The 18,219-nt window shown below is 70.9% G+C and carries 19 protein-coding genes; 11 read left to right on the forward strand and 8 right to left on the reverse strand.

Features of this window, described 5'->3' with window-relative positions:
- Positions 1 to 318: 318 nt before the first annotated feature.
- A complete protein-coding gene (locus ACLQ3F_RS30705) occupies positions 319 to 783 on the reverse strand; it encodes a MarR family winged helix-turn-helix transcriptional regulator (protein WP_425853121.1) in 465 nt (154 codons plus the stop codon).
- Between the two features lie 96 nt (positions 784 to 879).
- Here ACLQ3F_RS30705 and ACLQ3F_RS30710 point away from each other — a divergent pair, with 96 nt between their 5' ends.
- The 6 genes from ACLQ3F_RS30710 (at position 880) to urtE (ending at position 7,240) form a co-directional block, all read left to right on the forward strand.
- Positions 880 to 1,962, forward strand: a complete 1,083-nt coding sequence (locus ACLQ3F_RS30710; protein ID WP_357258431.1) for a substrate-binding domain-containing protein — start codon at positions 880 to 882, stop codon at positions 1,960 to 1,962.
- 421 nt (positions 1,963 to 2,383) lie between these two features.
- The gene (gene urtA, locus ACLQ3F_RS30715) at positions 2,384 to 3,628 is read left to right on the forward strand and encodes an urea ABC transporter substrate-binding protein (RefSeq protein WP_355006684.1); all 1,245 of its coding nucleotides are present in this window, start codon (positions 2,384 to 2,386) and stop codon (positions 3,626 to 3,628) included.
- Between the two features lie 75 nt (positions 3,629 to 3,703).
- Positions 3,704 to 4,591: an urea ABC transporter permease subunit UrtB gene (gene urtB / locus ACLQ3F_RS30720; protein WP_357196276.1), complete on the forward strand. Its 888-nt coding sequence runs from the start codon at positions 3,704 to 3,706 to the stop codon at positions 4,589 to 4,591.
- Positions 4,588 to 5,775: an urea ABC transporter permease subunit UrtC gene (urtC, locus tag ACLQ3F_RS30725; protein WP_425853122.1), complete on the forward strand. Its 1,188-nt coding sequence runs from the start codon at positions 4,588 to 4,590 to the stop codon at positions 5,773 to 5,775. The genes urtB and urtC overlap by 4 nt, the downstream gene beginning before the upstream one ends.
- The gene (gene urtD, locus ACLQ3F_RS30730) at positions 5,772 to 6,548 is read left to right on the forward strand and encodes an urea ABC transporter ATP-binding protein UrtD (protein ID WP_393225991.1); all 777 of its coding nucleotides are present in this window, start codon (positions 5,772 to 5,774) and stop codon (positions 6,546 to 6,548) included. The genes urtC and urtD overlap by 4 nt, the downstream gene beginning before the upstream one ends.
- The gene (gene urtE, locus ACLQ3F_RS30735) at positions 6,548 to 7,240 is read left to right on the forward strand and encodes an urea ABC transporter ATP-binding subunit UrtE (protein ID WP_355006688.1); all 693 of its coding nucleotides are present in this window, start codon (positions 6,548 to 6,550) and stop codon (positions 7,238 to 7,240) included. The genes urtD and urtE overlap by 1 nt, the downstream gene beginning before the upstream one ends.
- 15 nt (positions 7,241 to 7,255) lie before the next feature.
- Here urtE and ACLQ3F_RS30740 read toward each other — a convergent pair whose 3' ends face one another.
- Positions 7,256 to 8,290: a LacI family DNA-binding transcriptional regulator gene (locus ACLQ3F_RS30740; RefSeq protein ID WP_425853125.1), complete on the reverse strand. Its 1,035-nt coding sequence runs from the start codon at positions 8,288 to 8,290 to the stop codon at positions 7,256 to 7,258.
- A gap of 133 nt (positions 8,291 to 8,423) precedes the next feature.
- Here ACLQ3F_RS30740 and ACLQ3F_RS30745 point away from each other — a divergent pair, with 133 nt between their 5' ends.
- Positions 8,424 to 9,371, forward strand: a complete 948-nt coding sequence (locus ACLQ3F_RS30745; protein WP_425853127.1) for a LamG-like jellyroll fold domain-containing protein — start codon at positions 8,424 to 8,426, stop codon at positions 9,369 to 9,371.
- Between the two features lie 37 nt (positions 9,372 to 9,408).
- A complete protein-coding gene (locus ACLQ3F_RS30750) occupies positions 9,409 to 11,511 on the forward strand; it encodes a PQQ-dependent sugar dehydrogenase (RefSeq protein WP_425853129.1) in 2,103 nt (700 codons plus the stop codon).
- Positions 11,512 to 11,609: 98 nt separating this feature from the next.
- Here ACLQ3F_RS30750 and ACLQ3F_RS30755 read toward each other — a convergent pair whose 3' ends face one another.
- The 3 genes from ACLQ3F_RS30755 to trpB are packed head-to-tail and all read right to left on the reverse strand — an operon-like array spanning position 11,610 to position 14,299.
- The gene (locus tag ACLQ3F_RS30755; protein WP_425853131.1) at positions 11,610 to 12,341 is read right to left on the reverse strand and encodes a GntR family transcriptional regulator; all 732 of its coding nucleotides are present in this window, start codon (positions 12,339 to 12,341) and stop codon (positions 11,610 to 11,612) included.
- Positions 12,342 to 12,398: 57 nt separating this feature from the next.
- Positions 12,399 to 13,121 (reverse strand): tryptophan synthase subunit alpha, encoded by a 723-nt coding sequence (gene trpA / locus ACLQ3F_RS30760; protein ID WP_425853133.1) that lies wholly within the window; start codon positions 13,119 to 13,121, stop codon positions 12,399 to 12,401.
- On the reverse strand, positions 13,118 to 14,299 hold the full coding sequence (gene trpB, locus ACLQ3F_RS30765) for a tryptophan synthase subunit beta (RefSeq protein WP_425853135.1): 1,182 nt from the start codon (positions 14,297 to 14,299) through the stop codon (positions 13,118 to 13,120). Before trpB ends, trpA begins: the two co-directional genes overlap by 4 nt.
- Before the next feature lie 101 nt (positions 14,300 to 14,400).
- Between trpB and ACLQ3F_RS30770 the strand changes: the two genes are divergently transcribed.
- Entirely contained in the window at positions 14,401 to 14,871 is a 471-nt protein-coding gene (locus tag ACLQ3F_RS30770) for a molybdenum cofactor biosysynthesis protein (protein ID WP_355006695.1), read from the forward strand.
- A gap of 15 nt (positions 14,872 to 14,886) precedes the next feature.
- On the opposite strand, the gene ACLQ3F_RS30775 is transcribed toward ACLQ3F_RS30770, so the two are convergent.
- The 3 genes from ACLQ3F_RS30775 to ACLQ3F_RS30785 all read right to left on the reverse strand — a co-directional run bounded on the left by ACLQ3F_RS30775 (position 14,887) and on the right by ACLQ3F_RS30785 (position 16,460).
- Complete coding sequence (locus tag ACLQ3F_RS30775) at positions 14,887 to 15,264, reverse strand: nuclear transport factor 2 family protein (RefSeq protein WP_357196248.1); 378 nt, start codon at positions 15,262 to 15,264, stop codon at positions 14,887 to 14,889.
- 105 nt (positions 15,265 to 15,369) lie between these two features.
- Positions 15,370 to 15,765: an ATP-binding protein gene (locus tag ACLQ3F_RS30780; RefSeq protein WP_425853138.1), complete on the reverse strand. Its 396-nt coding sequence runs from the start codon at positions 15,763 to 15,765 to the stop codon at positions 15,370 to 15,372.
- Between the two features lie 362 nt (positions 15,766 to 16,127).
- The gene (locus tag ACLQ3F_RS30785) at positions 16,128 to 16,460 is read right to left on the reverse strand and encodes a nuclear transport factor 2 family protein (protein ID WP_357196243.1); all 333 of its coding nucleotides are present in this window, start codon (positions 16,458 to 16,460) and stop codon (positions 16,128 to 16,130) included.
- Positions 16,461 to 16,641: 181 nt separating this feature from the next.
- On the opposite strand from ACLQ3F_RS30785, the gene ACLQ3F_RS30790 reads away from it, so the two are divergent.
- Both ACLQ3F_RS30790 and ACLQ3F_RS30795 read left to right on the forward strand, forming a co-directional pair.
- On the forward strand, positions 16,642 to 17,028 hold the full coding sequence (locus ACLQ3F_RS30790; RefSeq protein WP_088989254.1) for a DUF2267 domain-containing protein: 387 nt from the start codon (positions 16,642 to 16,644) through the stop codon (positions 17,026 to 17,028).
- A gap of 161 nt (positions 17,029 to 17,189) precedes the next feature.
- Entirely contained in the window at positions 17,190 to 18,158 is a 969-nt protein-coding gene (locus tag ACLQ3F_RS30795) for a hypothetical protein (RefSeq protein ID WP_425853177.1), read from the forward strand.
- Positions 18,159 to 18,219 lie beyond the last annotated feature (61 nt).

An 18,219-nucleotide genomic window follows, 5' to 3' on the forward strand; every position in this document is an offset into this window, starting at 1 on the left:
GACACTGCGGAGAGCGTGATGTCTGTGAGTCATCACGATGACTCACAGACATCACGCTCTCGGGCGGGTGCAGCGCGAGGCTCGATGGCGTTCGCGGCTGGGTGCCGCGTGTGGCCGGGTGGTGTTGGCGGCTGGTTGAGGTGTGCGGGGCGGGTGGCGTTCGCGGCTGGTGGCGCGTGTGGCCGAGTGATGCGCGCGGTCGGGCGGCGCTTGGAGTCGGGTCGCGCTCGAGGCCAGCCCTCGGCCGATTCTTGCCGCGTGGGGAGCAGGGTGAGACTGCGGCTCGCCCAGAAGTTCGGCCGGTGAGCCGGGGACGGATCAGCGGTGGGGGCCGGACGCGTCGGCGTGTTCCCGTGGCCGGGCCGGGTCGAGACGGCCGATCAGGTCGTCGATCTGGCCTACCAGGTCGGCGGCGTTCGGCACGTCCAGTTCGGCGATGCTGGCGCGGACCCGCTCGTCCAGGCGGGCGTGCTCGCGGCGGCCCCGAGCGGTCAGGTACGCCCGAATCCGTCGGCGGTCGATGGGATCGATCCGGCGGAAGACGAGGTTGCGGTCGACGAGTTGGTCGACCAGCTTGGTGAGGGTGCCCGGCGGCAGCGACGCCTCGACGGACACCTCGCTCATCGGGTGACCCTGGCCGTCGGCGAGCAGGCAGAGCACCCTCCAGGCCTCGATGCTGATCGCGTCGTCGGCCAGAACGGCGCCCAGCCGGCGGGAGAGCAGCCGTTCGGCGCGGGTGAGCGAGCGCAGCAGGTCGGCTGGCGCCCCGGGCACGTCTGACATGAAACTCCCTGGTCCGGTGGCCCTGTCATGGTAGCGAGTCGTCCCGGTCAGTGGTGAGCGCTGGTCTTCCGTCGTGGGCCGGGCAATCATGTGCTCATGTCCGCGCCGGCACCGCCGTGGCTGACCGTCGACCGTGCCGTGGTCAGCATCGCGCTGGTCTATCCGATGCGCGGGCCGGCCGGCATGTTCGGCCCCACCTGTGAGCTCTGCGCGCAGCTCGCGGTCGAGGAGATCAATAGGTGCGGTGGCGTGCTGGGCCGGGAGGTCCGCCTGGTTCCTGTCGACGGTGGCGCACCGCCGGCCGAGGTGGCCGCCGAGGTCGAGGCGTTGGTGTCGGTGGGAGCCGTGCAGGGGGTGACGGGGTGGCACATCTCCTCGGTGCGCCAGGCCTTGGCACCCCGCGTCGCGCACCGGGTGCCCTACGTCTACACCGCACTCTACGAGGGCGGCGAACGCACCGAAGGTGTCTTCCTGACCAGCGAGACGCCCGATGCCCAGTTGTGGCCCGCGATGCGGATGCTCGCCGCGGAACAGGGGGTGCGCCGCTGGTTCGTGGTGGGCAACGACTACGTGTGGCCGCGCCGTACGGCGCGGGCCGCCCAGCGGTACGCGCTGCGCGGCGGTGGGCAGTTGGTGGGCCGGCACTTCCTGCCGTTGGACGCGCACGACTTCACCGAGGTGCTACGCCGCATCGAGCACAGTGACGCGGACGCGGTGTTGATGCTGCTGGTCGGTGCCGACGCGGTGCGGTTCAACAGGGCGTTCGCCCGATCCGGCCTGGATCAGCGCTGCCTGCGGCTGAGCACCCTGATGGACGAGAACATGCTGTTGGCCAGTGGTGCCGGCGCGACTCGAAGGCTTTACAGCACCGCGGGTTTCTTCGCCGGACTTGTCACACAGGAGAACCTCGACTTCCACGGCGAGTTCGCGCGGCGCTTCGGCGTGGAGGCACCACCGTTGGGCAGTCTGGGGGAGTCCTGCTACGAGGGCGTCATGCTGCTCGCCGCGCTGATCGGCCAGGCTCGCACCCTCGACGTACGGGCCATCGAGACGGCCGCCGACACGGTCGCCTACCACGGGCCGCGTGGGCGGTTACGGCTGCGTCAGCGGCACGTCCGGCAGCGCATCTACCTGGCCGAGGCCGACGGGCTCGACTTCACTGTGCTCGCTCAGCTCTGAACCGGGCACGGCAGTCGGCCCACCCGACTCTTGACAGCGCCACCCGATCCCGTCCTAAGATGCTTCCTGCGTGAAGTATCGGGCCGAGGAGTCAGATCTCACCATTGTGTGCCCACCGTTGGCGGATTCGCCGTCGACCAATGTGGTGGCACTTATCCCTGCGTCTTTCCGAACGGCCGGCACCGTTTCCTCCCCAACGGTGTCGGCCGCTTTTTCGTGTGCGACTCGACGGTCCCTCGGAAACAGTCAATTAAGGACCGGGAAACACGCGCGCAATCATGCCGGTCAACGCTTTCCCTGCCCATATCCGAGCCGGTGCCCTGCGCGGCGTCCACCCGTCGATCTCGGCACCGCCGACGTCAGCTCCATCGGACCGCACCGACCGTCCTTTCGCCACATGACTGCACCGCAGGGAGAGTAGATGTCATTATTCCGGGGCCGCCGCATCCTGGCGGGTGCCATGACCCTGGTCGCCGCGGCCGCGATGACCGCGTGCGGCAGCAAGACCACCGACGAGGGTGGCGCGACCGGCGTCACCGCCGACGTCTCCGGCGACACCGTCAAGGTGGGCCTGCTCAACTCGCTCTCCGGGACCATGGCGATCAGCGAGGTCACCGTCCGCGACTCCATCATGCTCGCCGTCGACGAGATCAACGCGGCCGGCGGTGTCCTCGGCAAGAAGATCCAGCCGGTCGGTGAGGATGGCGCCTCGGACTGGCCCACCTTCGCGGAGAAGGCCGAAAAGCTCATCTCCGAGGACCGGGTGGCGGCAGTCTTCGGCTGTTGGACGTCGGCCAGCCGCAAGGCGGTCAAGCCGGTGTTCGAGAAGAACAAGGCGTTGCTGTTCTACCCGGTGCAGTACGAGGGACTTGAGCAGTCGCCCTACATCTTCTACACCGGAGCGACGACCAACCAGCAGATCGTTCCCGGGCTGGACTACCTCAAGTCGCAGGGCGCGAAGTCGGTCTATCTGGTCGGTAGCGACTACGTGTTTCCGCGGACCGCAAACAAAATCATCAAGGCGTACGCGGCCGCGAACGGGATGACCGTGCTGGGTGAGGATTACGCGCCGCTGGGCTCCACCGAGTTCGGCACCATCGTGAACAAGGTCAAATCATCCGGCGCGGATGCGGTGTTCAACACGCTCAACGGTGACAGCAACGTCGCCTTCTTCAAGGAGTACAAGTCGGCGGGTCTGAGCGCCGCCGCGATGCCTGTGGTGTCGGTGTCGATCGCCGAGGAAGAGGTCAAGGGCATCGGCACCCAGTACCTGGAGGGCCAGCTGACGGCCTGGAACTACTACCAGACCACCCCGGGCGCGGCGAACTCGAAGTTCGTGGCCGCGTACAAGGCGAAGTACGGCGCGGACAAGCCGACCAGCGACCCGATGGAGGCCGCCTATGTCGGCGTGCACCTGTGGAAGGCGATGGTCGAGAAGGCCGGCGCCTTCGACGTGGAGAAGGTCCGCGCCGCCTCGGACGGGATCACCTTCGACGCTCCGGAGGGCCTGGTCACCGTCGACGGCAAGACCCAGCACATCGCGAAGACCGCCCGGATCGGCAAGATCGGCGCGGACGGCCTGATCACCGAGGTGTGGAACTCCGGCAAGCCGGTCGCACCGGATCCGTACCTCAAGACCTACCCGTGGGCGAGCGGCCTGAGCTGACGACGCCGGCCCGGGCGGAACGCGTTGCCGCGCGCTCCGCCCGGGCCACCCGACCAGCAGTTCGGAGTACCCACCGTGACAGTCCTCTTCGGTCAACTCTTCACCGGCATCAGCATCGGCGCGGTGCTGCTGCTCATCGCGCTCGGCCTCGCGCTGACCTTCGGCCAGATGAACGTGATCAACATGGCGCACGGTGAGTTCATCATGGCCGGCGCGTACACCACCTACGTTCTGCAACAGAGCATCACCGGCGCTGGCCTGTCACTGGCGGTCGCGCTGCCGGTGGCGTTCGTGGTCGCCGGCACCATGGGTGTCCTGCTGGAGGTGCTGCTCATCCGCCGGCTCTACGCCCGCCCACTGGACACCCTGCTGGTCACCTGGGGTGTGTCACTGATCCTGCAACAACTGGCCCGGGACATCTTCGGCAGCCCCAATGTGCAGACCCGCGCGCCCGAGCTGCTCACCGGCAACGTGGCGCTGCCCGGCGGGCTGACCATCGCCAACAACCGGCTGTTCATCCTGGCGCTGGCGCTGGCCGCTGTCGCGGCGCTCACCCTGGCGCTGCGACTCACCCCGCTCGGACGTCGTATCCGCGCGGTGGTGCAGAACCGCGACCTCGCCGCCGTTTCCGGCGTCGCGACCTCCCGGGTCGACCGGACGACCTTCTTCCTCGGCTCCGGCCTGGCCGGGCTCGCCGGGGTGGCCCTCACCCTTCTCGGCCCGATCGGCCCGACCATGGGCACCAACCTGATCATCGATGCCTTCCTGGTCGTCGTGGTCGGCGGGATCGGCCAGCTCAAGGGCAGTGTGATCGTCGCCTTCGCCCTCGGCGTGCTCCAGGCCACCGGGGAGTACCTGACCACCCTCAGCGTCGCCAAGGTGATCGTGTTCGTGGCGATCGTCGCGTTCCTCCAGTGGCGGCCACAGGGCCTGTTCACCCTGCGGACCAGGAGCCTCGCATGACCGCCGTCACCCCCGCGCCACCCAGCACCGCCGTCCGCCCGGCGCCTGCCGGCGCCGTACCACCGGGCCGTCCCGCCGGCCGCTCGCGGCTACGGACCCTGGCCGGCTTCGCCTTCGGCGCGGCGCTGCTGTTCGCCGTCGCCCCGCTGGTGTTGTCGGACTTCCGGCTGGCCCTGCTCGCCAAGTACCTCTGCGTCGCCATGGTCGCGGTCGGCATCGGGATCGCCTGGGGCCGGGGCGGGATGCTCACCCTGGGCCAGGGTGTCTTCTTCGGCCTCGGCGGCTACGCGATGGCCATGCACCTCAAGCTCGCCGACGCGGGCCCGGGTGGGATGCCCGACTTCATGCAGTTGTACGGGCAACTCGACGAGCTGCCGCTGTGGTGGCGGCCGTTCGCCAGCCCGTGGTTCGCGCTGCCCGCCACGGTGCTGCTGCCGATGGCTGTCGCCTTCGGGCTCGGCTCGCTGGTCTTTCGCCGCCGCGTCCGCGGCGCGTACTTCGCCATCCTCAGCCAGGCGCTCGCCGCCGCGATGGTGATCCTGCTGATCGGCCAACAGGGCACCACGGGTGGCACCAACGGGCTCACCGACATCAAGGGCTTCTTCGGCTACGACCTGGACGACCCGGTCAACCAGCGGATGGTGTATTTCATCATCGCCGGCACGCTGCTGGCGTTGCTCGCGCTGACCCGTCAGCTGATCCAGAGCCGTTACGGCGAACTGCTGGTGGCGGTGCGCGACGGTGAGGAACGGGTCCGCTTCCTGGGCTACGACCCGGCGTCGGTCAAGCTTGTGGCGTACGTGGTGGCGGCGGGCATGGCCGGGCTGGCCGGGGCGCTTTTCGTGCCGGCGGTGGGCATCATCTCGCCCGCGCTGATCGGCATCGTCCCGTCGATCGAGTTCGTCATCGGCGTCGCGGTGGGTGGCCGGGCGACGGTGCTCGGGCCGGTGCTCGGCGCGGTGGCGGTGGCCTGGGCGCGTACCGCCCTCTCCGAGCGTTTTCCGGGCACCTGGACGTACCTTCAGGGGTTGCTCTTCGTGGTCGTGGTGGCGTTCCTCCCCGGAGGCCTGGCGTCGCTGTGGGCGTTGGCCCGCCGTCGTGACGTCGACGCGCGGCCGCAGCGGCGCGGCTGGCTGTCGCTGGGTCGACGACGCGCCGAGCGGACGGAGGTGCCGGCGGCATGAGCGGCGAGCGGTTGGACGGCTTGTCCGTCCGTGACGTACGGGTCAGCTTCGACGGTTTCACCGCCGTGGACGGCGTCTCGTTGGAGGTGCCCGCCGGCGACATCCGGTTCCTGATCGGGCCGAACGGCGCTGGCAAGACCACACTGGTCGACGCGATCACCGGCCTGGTCAGGGCCAGCGGCTCGGTCCGGTTCGGTGACCAGGAACTGCTCGGCCGGCCGGTGCACCGGATCAGCCGGCTCGGCATCGGGCGGACCTTCCAGACCTCGACGGTCTTCGAGGAGCTGTCGGTGTTGCAGAACCTCGACATCGCGGCGGGCGCGCGGCGCAGCTGGGCGACCCTGGCCCGCCGCCGACGGGGCGTGCCGGACGAGATCGCCGCCGCGCTGGAGACGATCGGTCTGGCCGAGCGGACCGCGGACCTCGCCGGGACGCTCGCGCACGGCCAGAAGCAGTGGCTGGAGATCGGCATGCTGCTGGTGCAGGACGCGCGGCTGCTGCTGCTGGACGAGCCGGTCGCCGGGATGAGCCATGAGGAACGCGACGCCACCGGCGTCCTGTTGGAGAGGGTGAGCCGGGATCGCACTGTCGTCGTGATCGAGCACGACATGGACTTCCTGCGTCGGTTCGCGCGCAGCGTCACAGTGCTGCACGCGGGCCGGGTGCTCAGCGAGGGTACGGTCGCGCAGGTCCAGGCGGACCCGCGCGTGCAGGAGGTCTACCTTGGCCACCCGGTCGACGCCGGGTCGGCCCGCACCGGCCGGGAGGCATGATGCTGACGCTGCGTGGGGTGCACGCCGGGTACGGGCGTTCGCGGGTGCTGCACGGGGTCGACCTCGCGGTCCCGCCCGACGGGGTGGCCTCCGTGCTCGGGCACAACGGTGCCGGCAAGAGCACCCTGCTGCGGGTCGCGGCGGGGCTGCTGCGCCCGAGTGCCGGCACCGTGGAGTTGGACGGGGAGGACGTCACCCGCGCGGGGCCGCACGAGCGGGTGGCGCGGGGGATGGCGTACGTCCCGCAGGGTCAGCAGTGCTTTCCGCACCTGACCGCGGCGGAGAACCTGCGGCTGGTCGCCGACGGCCGGCGCGACGGCGCGGTGGCGACGGCGGAGGTGCTGGATCTGTTTCCGGCGTTGCGCCCGCTGCTGCGGCGGCGGGCCGGGCTGCTCTCCGGCGGTCAGCGCCAGCAGTTGGCCATCGCCCGCGCCCTGATCACCCGGCCGCGGCTGCTGATGCTCGACGAGCCGACCGAGGGCATCCAGCCGTCGGTGGTCGCGGAGATCCAGGAGCGGATCGTCGAGTTGACCCGGCAGTCAGGGTTCAGTGTGCTCCTGGTCGAGCAGCACCTGGGTTTCGCCCTGCGGGTGGCGGACCGCTACCACGTGCTGGAGTCCGGTCGGGTCACCTCGTCCGGCGACGGGGGTGTCACGGCCGAGCGGGACGTCCGGGCGGCCCTGGCCGTCTGATCGGGGTGGCGTCGGTCAGCTTCCCGGCGCGGGCCCGGTCGAGTCGCGGACGACCAGCAGGTGCCCGGTGGGGCGGCGGCGCGGGCGTGTCGTGCGCGGCTTGAGCGCGAGGGTGAGTGCCGTGCGACCCATCTCGGTCATCGGCAGGCGGATGGTGGTCAGGCTGGGTGCCAGGTCGGCCGCCACGGAGACGTCGTCGAAGCCGACCACGGACATCCGCGCGGGCACCGGCACGCGGCGGGACCGCAGCGTCGACAGCACACCCATGGCCATCGCGTCGTTGAGCGCGATGATCGCCGTGGTTTCGGGATGCTCGTTGAGGATCTGCTCGGCGGCGGCGCGCCCCCCGCCGCGGGTGAAGTCGCTGTGCACGACGGCGAGGTCGGCGGGGGAGCGCCCGCGCTGCCGCAGGGCCGACGACACACCGGCCAGCCGGTCGGCGACCGTCGTGAGGCCGGCGCTGCCCGCGGCGACAGCGATCCGCCGGTGACCGAGGTCCATCAGGTGCTGGGCGAGGGCGTGACCGCCGGCCTCGTTGTCCGGTAGGACGGCGTCGACGCCGAGCGTGTGCCGTCCGATGGCAGCGGCCCGTCCGCCGTGGTCCTGGAACGCGGCCAACTCGGCGCGGGCCGCACGCTCCATCCGGGGGTCGTCGTAGCCGGAACCACTGATCAGGACGATGCCGACCCGCTGGGCGATCAGGTGGCGCAGCTGTTGCAGCTCGTAGCCGGGGTCGCGGCCGGACTGGCAGATCTGCACCAGCAGCCCCTGCTCGGCGGCGAGTTGGATGACCCCGGCGGCGATCTCGGAGAAGTACGGGTCATCGATCTGATGGACGATCAACCCAACCGTGGAGGTGGCCCCGCTGGCCAGGGTGCGGGCGTACGGGTTGGCGACATAGCCCAGCTCACCGGCGATCTGCCGGATCCGGTCGGCGACCTCGGCGCTGACCCCCTCGCGGCCGGCGAGCGCTCGGGAGGCCGTCGCCAGCGAGACGGCAGCGTGTTCGGCGACGTCCACGAGGCGCGGCCGTTGGCTGGCCCTGGGCATCGGCAACCCTCCGAAGACATCCATGTCATCCGATCTGTTGCGATCGGCACCGATCGAAGCCTAGGGTACGTAAGCGCTTTCGTAAGCGCTTACGTGACCGGCATCCGTGATGCCGCGAAACGAGGTGACAGCCATGTCCAGGGCCCGACGAGCGGCCGTCTCCCTCCTGGCGATCGGCGCACTGACCGGCGCCAGTGCGCCACCGGCGCAGGCGGATCGCAGCATCCCGTCCGCCGTCCATCCGGCGCTGCGCGCGCACCTGGTCGCCGCGTACGACTTCGACCACCCGGTGCCTGGCGACCCCGCACTGGAGCGCGACCAGGGGCGTTCCGGCACCGAGATCGAGCTGATCAACGGCGGTGCCGCCATGCGGGTGCCGGAGGGCGCCTACCGGGGCAGCCGCAACGCGGTGCAGACCCGGCAGATCGATCCCGCCGTCGCCGGCAACGACGACTGGAAGGCCGGCACCTGGTCGGCCAGCGGGGTGCGGACACTACGTGCCTTCAGCGGCACCGCCGGCACCACGGTCATGGGCTGGTTCAAGCTGAACATGGACCGCCCGCTACCCAACTCCACCACCGCGGATCCCAACGACAGGTACAACGCCATCGGGCTGGCCGGAGTGCTGACCGGCGACTCCGACGGCCACGGCGTCCGCGCTCTGCTGGAGCTGATCGACGTCGACGGGGAGTTGCGTCTCGTCGCGCTCGGCCGGCGGCTCGACGGCGGCAACTCACAGACGTTCGCCGCCACCCGGGACTGGCGTGAGCTGCTGCCCATGGGGGAGTGGGTGCACCTGGCCGCCACCTTCGACTTCGCCACCGGCGCGCTCGCCCTTTACCGCAACGGTGAACCGGTGGACGGCTTCTACACCCGCGCCGACGACCCGTGGCTGGTCTCCGGGCCGGGCCCGCACGTGACCACGGCGTCCGACCCCCGGGGCATCAAGATCGGCGGCAGCTTCCCCCAGGACAATCTGGAACGCAACCCGTGCGACTGCCGGATGGACGGCCTGATGTTCCTCGACAGTGTGGTCTCCGCGAACGACGTGCGGAGGCAGTACCGCCACCTTGCCCGCTGACCACCCTCGGCACCGTCCCACCGAGAAGGAGACACGCGTGCGCACCCTGCACCGCCGCGCCGGCGCCGTCCGCCGGCCCACAGTGAGGGCCGGCCTCACCGCCCTCGTGCTGATCCTGTCCACACTGGTCGCCACACCCGCGCGAGCCGCGGACGCGGTCGACGACCCGATCCCCGACATGCCGGTCCAGTCCCGACTCGGGCTGGTCCTCAGCGAGTACGTCAGCTTCCCGCAGTCGTACCCGACACCGGCGCCGACCGACGCGCGGCTCATGCGTACCGCGCGGATCAACACCATCATGGAGGTGCCCGACGGCTCCGGCCGGCGGGCGGTGCCCGACCTCAACGGCAGCCTCTACCTGGTCGAGGGCGGCGTGCCGCACGTCTACCTGGACGTGGCCGCGACGTTCGCGCCGCGGTTCTTCTCCGGTCGTGGGCTCGGCCAGGGCTTCGGGTACGTCGCGTTCCACCCGGAGTTCGGGGTGAACGGCCGGTTCTACACCATCCACACCGAGTTGGCGTCGACGACGACCGCCACTGCGGACTACGCCCAGCCCAACACGCTCTTCCACGGCGTCATCACCGAGTGGACGGCGACGGATCCCGCCGCTGCCACCTTCGCCGGTACGCACCGGGAGGTGCTGCGCATCGGCTTCGGCGGCCAGGTGCACGGCATCCAGGAGATCAACTTCAACCCCACGGCCAAGCGCCACGACCGCGACTATGGGCTGCTGTACCTTGCCGTCGGCGACGGTGGCCAGGGTGCTCGCAACACCGATCCCCAGAACCTGGCCCTGCCGCACGGCAAGCTGCTGCGGATCGACCCCCGGGGCACCAACTCCGCGAACGGGCGCTACGGCATCCCGGCCGGGAACCCGTTCGTCGGCCGGGCCGGCGCGCTCGGCGAGCTCTACGCGGTGGGTTTCCGGGACCCGCACCGGTTCAGCTGGGACCGGGCGACCGGCCGGATGTACCTCGGGCACATCGGCGAACACGCAGTCGAGGCAATCTACGAAGTCCGTGCCGGGGACAACTTCGGCTGGAGCGAGCGCGAAGGCTCCTTCGTCTTCGACAAGGCGGCCACGAACCCCTGCGACCGGCTGCTCCCGCTGCCCGCCGACGACGACAGCTACGGCTACACCTACCCGGTCGCCGCGTACGACCACGACCCCGCAGCCGGTTGGAACTGCACCGACGACGTCGGTGTCGCGGTGGCCGGCGGCTTCGTCTACCGGGGGCGGGCGCTGCCAGCGCTGCGCGGCAAGTACGTCTTCGGCGACCTGGTCGACGGTCGGGTGCTCTACACCGAGGCCAACGAGATGCGCCGGGGCCGGGAGCTGGCCACTATCCACCAGCTCGCGCTCTTCGACGAGGCGGGCACACCGGTCCGGATGCGCGACCTGTCCGCACCGGGCGCGCCCGGTGACCCCAACCGGGTGGACCTGCGCTTCGGCACCGACGCCGCCGGTGAGCTCTACGTCGTCGCGAAGGCCAACGGAAAGGTCTGGAAGGTGACCGGCACCCGAGAGTTCGCCAGCGGTGACGTCGGGGACGTCACACTCCGCCGTACCACCGGAGCCACCAACTGGGCACCGGTGACGCCGGCGAAGTGGCAGTTCACACACGACCAGGTCGTCCTGGCCGAGGCCGGGGACAGCCGGCCGGGCCCGCGCCGGCCCTTCGAGTACGCAGTGCTGACCAGCGGACCGGCGTGGTCGTCGGTGCGGGTCGACGCCCAGGTACGACTCGACACCCCGGTGGAGGTCACCAACCGGGACGTGATCATCGTCTTCGGCTGGCGCTCGGACACCGAGTTCTACTACGCCCACCTCTCCACCGACAACACGATCTATCCGCACAACGGCATCTTCAAGGTGGACAACGCCGACCGGGAGCGCATCGACCACCAGTGGAACGGCCGCTCGCGGGGCGCCAACCCGGCGATCACCGACGCCAGGTGGCACCAGGTGCGGGTGGTGCACCTGCCGGCCACCGGCGAGATCGCCGTCTACGTCGACGGGCACCGGGACCCGCTGCTGACCGCGAAGGACACCACCTTCGGCTCGGGGCGGGTCGGCTTCGGCTCGTTCGACAACGTGGGCCGACTGCGCAACCTGACCGTCACCGGCGCGCCGGCCTGATCCGGGTCACGGTGGGGACGGCGACGGCTCACGCCGCCGTCCCCACCGGGCAACCGTTGCGCCGTGCGAGATCAACGGCGAGGAGCAGGCCGGGCCGGCTAGACCGCTCCGTAGTGGAGGGACAACCCGGTGGCGGCCCGGTCGGCGGTGATCTGCATCATGCTGCCCAGCATCGTGGCCCGGTCGGTCACCAGGGCCGTCCCGTCGGGCGCGTACGTGATCCGGTCACTGACCAGCACCGGTGCCCCCTCGGCCTCGTCCAGATGCCGGGCCACGTCCGCGTTCAGCACCTCCGGTCGGATCGTCTCCGCCGCCCGGGCCACCACCACCCCCAGGTCGGCCAGGGCCGCGTACAACGAGGTGCCGGTGAAGTCCACGTCGTGCAACCGGTTCGCGTGCGGCTCGCGTACCCAGGAAATCTGATGGATGGCGCGGCGGCCGGCGAACGCGCGGACCCGCTCCAGGCGCAGGCCCGTCTCGGCCTCGCGGACCCGCAGCCGGGCCGCGACGCGCGAGGGCACGCGGCGCTGCGCGCGGGAGATCACCGTCGTGTGGACCTCGTGGCCCTGCTCGCGCAGGTCGTCGCCGAAGCTCCGCAACGATCCGAGCTGGTACGCGGCATGAGCAGGTGCGACATAGGTGCCCTTGCCCGGCCGCTGGACGATCAGGCCCTCGGCGCTCAGTTCGCGTAGAGCCTGCCGCAGCGTCATCAGAGTGACGCCGTACGCCGTGCTCAGCTCGCGCTGCGCGGGCAACGCCTCACCCGGCACATAGCGACCGTCGCGAATCTTGGCGGCGAGGTCGGCGGCGATGGCCCGGTAGCGTGCCACTGTTCTGTCTCCCGATGCGTCGACTGTCCGCTCCCCGTCATCGACGGCCACCGCCGATCATCGCACGGTGGCCACCTGAGACAGCGCGGCCCGCAGCGACGCCACGAAGGCGCCGACCTCGGCGGGACCCGCCCCGTCGAGGATGCGCCGCATGACGGCCGCGCCGACGATGACTCCGTCGGCGACCGCCGCCGCCTCGCCCGCCTGTTGCGGGGTGGAGATGCCGAAGCCCAGCAGCACGGGCAGGTCAGTGACCTGCTTGAGCCGGGCGGCCAGAGTGACGGCCGACGGTGCGAGCCGGTCGCGTTCGCCGGTCGTGCCCATGATCGAGATGGCGTACACGAAACCCTGGCTGCGTCGGCCGATCTCGGCGAGCCGGTCGTCGGGCGTGGCGGGGGAGGCGAGCAGGCTCACCTGGACGCCCGGCACGTCCAGCCCGGCCAGCTCGCCGAGGGGCAGGTCGGGCACGATCAGCCCGGTCACCCCGGCTGCCGTCAGCGCGTCGCCGAACCCGGGCCGTAGCGCGATGTTGGCGTACGTGCTGGCCACGAGGGGAATGCCTGTCCGCGCTGTGGCGAGGTCTTCCAGGACCGAGGCGGGTGTCGCGCCTCGGGCGAGCGCCGCGTCCGAGGCCTCCTGAATGGTGCGGCCGTCCACCGTCGGGTCGGAGAACGGGAGCCCGACCTCGACCATGTCCGCTCCGGCGTCCTCGAAGGCGTTCAGGTACGCCGTCCAGCCGGGCACGATCCCGCCCGTGATGTAGGGCATCAGTAGCTTCATGCGAGCTCCGCTTCCGCGATCAGGGTGGTGACGTCCTTGTCGCCGCGCCCCGACAGGGTGACGAGCACCGTCGATCCTCTGGGCAGCTCCGGCGTGCCGGCGGCGCGGACGACCCAGGCGAGCGCGTGGGCCGACTCGATGGCGGGCAGCACGCCCTCCGACCGTGCGAGCCGGACCGCGGCCGCGATCGCCTCCCCGTCGGAGGCGGTGACATACCGGGCGCGCCCCAGATCGCGCAGGTACGCGTGCTCGGGGCCGACGCCCGGGTAGTCCAGCCCGGCGGCGATCGAGTGCGCCTCCTTGATCTGCCCGTGTTCGTCCTGGAGGAACAGCGACTGGAAGCCGTGCAGGACGCCGATCTCCCCGTTCGTCGCGCCGGAGCCGCCCTCGGCTTCCACCCCGACGAGCTTCGCCGAGGTCTCGACGAACCCGGCGAACGTGCCCGCCGCGTTGCTGCCCCCGCCGACGCAGGCGACCACGTAGTCGGGGGTGGCAGCGGGCAGCTCGGCAGCGCACTGCCGCCGGGCCTCGTCACCGATGACGCGCTGGAACTCGCGGACCATCATCGGATAGGGGTGCGGACCGATGACCGAGCCCACGCAGTAGTACGCCTCGTCGACGTCTGTCACCCAGTGGCGCATGGCCTCGCTGGTGGCGTCCTTCAGCGTCCGACTGCCGGTGGTCACCGGAACGACCTCGGCACCCAGCAGCCGCATACGGAAGACGTTGTGCGCCTGGCGTTCCACGTCGCGTTCGCCCATGAACACCTTCACCGGTAGGCCCAGCAGGGCACCGGCCGTCGCCGTCGCGACGCCGTGCATGCCCGCCCCGGTCTCGGCAATCAGACGCGTACGCCCCATGCGTCGGGCCAGCAACGCCTGCCCGAGCACATTGTTGATCTTGTGTGATCCGGTGTGCGTCAGATCCTCCCGCTTGAGCAGCACCGTCACGCCGAGTTCGGTCGACAGTCGCACGGCCGGCGTCAGCGGTGTCGGCCGTCCCACGTGGGCCGACAGCAGCGCGGCGAGACTGCCGCGGAACCCGGGGTCTGCCCACGCCTGCGAGAAGGCCTCGGCGACCGCCTCGCAGGCGGGGATCAGGGACTCCGGCACGTACCGCCCGCCGTAGCTCCCGTATCGCCCCGGAACGCCTGCCGACCGCACTGTTATAGAACTCATGCAATAGTTATAGAACAGTGGAGGTCGCCTGGCAAGAGGGGCGGCACCGCGCATCCGTCGACCTGCCCCGGCGGCCCTGTCCGGTTCGTAGAATTCCTGCCATGCCGGAGATCGTCGAGTTGCTGGCCTCGCCCGTGCACCGCTTCCTGGGCCGGCCCGCCGACGGCCCGGCCCCGGCCCCACCCGGCGAGCTGGTCGACGCCGTCCGGATCCGGGCCGGCCTCGGCATCGTCGGCGACAGGTACTTCGGTCAGCAGGCACACCGCGACGCCAGCGTCACTGTCATCGCCCGGGAGTCGCTGCCGGTCGGCATCGGCCTGACCGAGGTGCGGCGAAACATCCTCACCACCGGCATCGCCGTGGACGAGCTGATCGGCAGAGTGCTGGTGCTGGACTCCGGCGACGGCCCGGTCAGCCTGCGGGTCAATCGGGCGGCCCGACCGTGTGCCTGGATGGACGTCACGGTCGGACCGGGGGCGTGGAAGGCGCTGCGCACCACCGGCGGCATCCGCTGCACGCCCCTCAACGACGGCACCCTGCGCCTCGGCGCGATCGACGCCACAGTGAACTGAGGACGCCAGCCTGAGTCAGACCGGGCTGATGTGTGCGGCCAGGACCCGCCAGCCGTGCGGGTCGTCGTGGACCCACGTGCGGGTGTAGCGCAGCCGCGCGGCGAACGGCGTTCCCTCGAGGACGCCGGACACGCGGCCCAGGAAGAACGTCACCCCCGTCGCTCCGACCACGAGCAGGTCCAGCTCCTCCTCCACCAACTCCTCGACGACCGAGCGTCGGTCCCGGTGAGCGGCCAGGTCATCCTGCTTGCTGTGGGTACGCCCGTCCGGGCCGATGGCGATCAGCTGGTCGACCAGCAGCTGATCGAGGGCGGCGACGTCACCGGCCCGTTGGGCGGCCTGCAGGGTGCGCTCGGCGTCGAGCAGCTCGGCCTCGCGTGCGCTGTCCGGCATCGGGGCGTCCTCCCGTTCGGGTCCGACCCGGTGCCACCGTCGGCCCGAGCTGTCCGCATTGTGGCAGTCAACCTGGCTCGGGCGGGTGGGGATCGCCGCCGAGGTTCACAGACTCAGGCGAATCCGTACGACGGTCTCCCCGGGACTGGTGAGCACTGCGACCTCGTCACAGATCTGCTCCACGATCGCCAGCCCGCGACCCCGTACCGAGTCGGTGGCCGGCATGCTTCGGCCGAACGCCCGCGTCGGCCCGTGGTCGACGACGTCGCAGATCAGCTGACCCGGCTCGGCCCAGAGTCGCACCCAGCCACCGCCGGTGGTGTGCTGCAACGTGTTGGTGGCCAACTCGCTGACGGCCAGCGTCAACAGCTCCGCCCCCTCGTCCGACAGGCCACGGGCCAGCGCCCCGGCGCTGACGAACGCGCGCAGCGCCCGAATGTCCGTCGCGACCTGATACGCCATGGTGTCCGCGGCGTGGGTGGGGACATTCTGCTCGGACACAGTCTCCGGTCGCTCGCCCGGCATCAGCCCGCCCGATGCGGCTGCCCGACCAGCGGCACCGCGTTCCGCGCGGGTGTCGTGGGCGTGCGAGCCTCAAAGTGCGCCATCGGGCAGCGGAACCCTTCTCGTAGCTGTTGCCGCCACATCATGTCACCCACCGCCCTCTTGACTGTCTCGTCCGTTCGGCGGTTGATCACCTACGGGCCGGCCTGACCGGCCTCGCCGGTCCGGTAGGGCAGTCGGGTCAGGGTGCCGCGTCGAAGGCTATCGATTCGCTCAACTCCCGCCATCGCGCCGAACAGCCGGTGATGAGCCAGACTCGCGGCACGGCATTCCTCTCGTGTCAGTGGGCCCACTCGCCGTCAGGGACGGATGTCCAGGGCGCCGATCAGCCCGTCGCGCAGCGTGAACCGGTACCGCAGCTCGATCGGGCTGCCGGGGAAGTCACCGGACACCCGGGTGACAGCCAGGTACGAGTCGCCCGCCTGCGACGTGACCCGGACCGGCTCCGCGGTGTACGCGTAGGCGTCCATCGTCTTCTGCCGCCAGGCGCGGATCGAGGCCCGTCCGTCGTACAGGCGGTCTTCGTCGGCGACGCTCGCGGTGTCCGCGAAGCAGGCGACGAAGGCGTCCAGATCCCGGTCGTTGACGGCCCGGAAGTACCGGTCGATCACGTCGGGCAGGTCGAGGGCCATCTGCTCCTCCTGCGGCACGGGCCGCCGTCGGGCAGCCGTCGGGTTCCCGGTCCGACCTCACCGTACGAGAAGCCGACGGCACCGCGCGGAGCAACCAGCAGAACCATCCCCGCTGTGGCTGCCGGGTTTGCTGCCGGTCGGCCCGGGTAGCCACGCGTTTCCGAAAGCGAAGGGCGGGGGCATGGCCGAGCTGGCGTTCGTCGACAAGGTTGCGGCACGGGCGGGTCTCCCGCCGGAGCAGGCACGCCCGCTCACCGAGGCGGTCCTGCGGACCCTCACCGAGCGGCTCAGCGGCGGGGAGGCGGGCGCGTTGGCCCCCCACCTGGCCGATGAGCTGAGCCCACTGCTGGTCAAGGCCGCCGAGCCGCCGGAAACGTTCGGCTACGACGAGTTCCTGAGCCGGGTCGCCGACCGCGCCGGGATCGACCGTCCGGCCGCCGAGCGGGGCACCCGGGCGGTGCTCCAGACGATGCACCGGGTGGTCGGGCACCGGGAGTTCGAGGACGCCCTGGCCCAACTCCCGGCGGACCTGCGGGCACTGGCGCAGCCGCTGCCGCACGGCCCCTGACCGACGCGCACCTCGTGCGTCGGTGACCGTTCGGTCCCTGGCGTGCCGCCACGACACCGGATCTACTGTGCGTTACCGATCGAACGCGCAGTGGCGGTTGCCCCGCGCCCGTCCGCCGGGTCGTCGCCGCTCCGATCCGAGGAGCGTCCCCCTTGGCGTCCATGGTGTCCCCGCGTCCCCTGCTGACCGCAGCGACGACCGCCGTCGCGATGATCACCCTCGCTCCCGCTCCCGCCGTCGCAGCGCCGTCACCCCCGCACAGCTATCGGATCGTCGACCTCGGCACCCTGAGCGGGGGCGACGGCGCTGCGACGGCGATGAACGATCGCGGCGACATCGTCGGCTGGAGCACGGTCGCCAGCGGCGCCCGGCACGCCGTGCTGTGGCGCCACGGTGTCATCACCGACCTGGGCGTGCTACCGGGTGACACGGATTCCAGCGCCGTGGACGTCAACGAGTTCGGTGACGTGGCGATCACCTCGTTCGGCTCGGACTACCTGACCCGCGCTGTGCTCTGGCGCGACGGTCAGCTCCACGATCTGGGCACCCTGGGCGGGGAGAACAGTGTGGCAATCGGCGTCAACGACCGGCGGCAGGTGCTCGGCACCAGCGAACCGGCCGGAGACATGCCGCACCGCTTCCTGTGGCGCGACGGGGTCTTCACCGACCTGGGTCGGGAGTACTTCTACGAGTTCACCGCCGACTTCAACAACGCGGGCGACGTGGTGGGCGGGTTCAACGTGCCGCCGCAGGACTACCCGTGCACCTGCGTGGGTGGCCGGCTGCGCGACGGGGTGTTCACGCAGATCGGCAGCGAGGCCCTCGGGGTCAACAACCGGGGCCAGGTGGTGGGCGCGGCGAACGGCCGGGCGTTCCGCTGGCAGAACGGGACACTGACCGACCTCGGCACGCTCGGTGGCGACTGGAGCCGCGCCACCGCGATCAACGACCGGGGTGAGGTGGTGGGCCAGAGCACCACCACCGCTGCGTGGCACCCGTTCCTCTGGCGCAACGGGTTGATGACGGACCTGACCACCCGGGGCGTGTGGGAGACCGACTCGGTCGAGGACATCAACATCAGGGGCCACCTCGTCGGTGCCCGGGGGAACCGGCCGGTGCTGTTCCGCTGAGCGGAGATCTTCGCGCCGTGGACGGGCGGGGCGCGGCCTGACCCGCCGGTCAGACCGCGCC

Origin of the sequence: Micromonospora sp. DT15 (assembly GCF_049841475.1) — a bacterium.
Lineage (GTDB): Bacteria > Actinomycetota > Actinomycetes > Mycobacteriales > Micromonosporaceae > Micromonospora.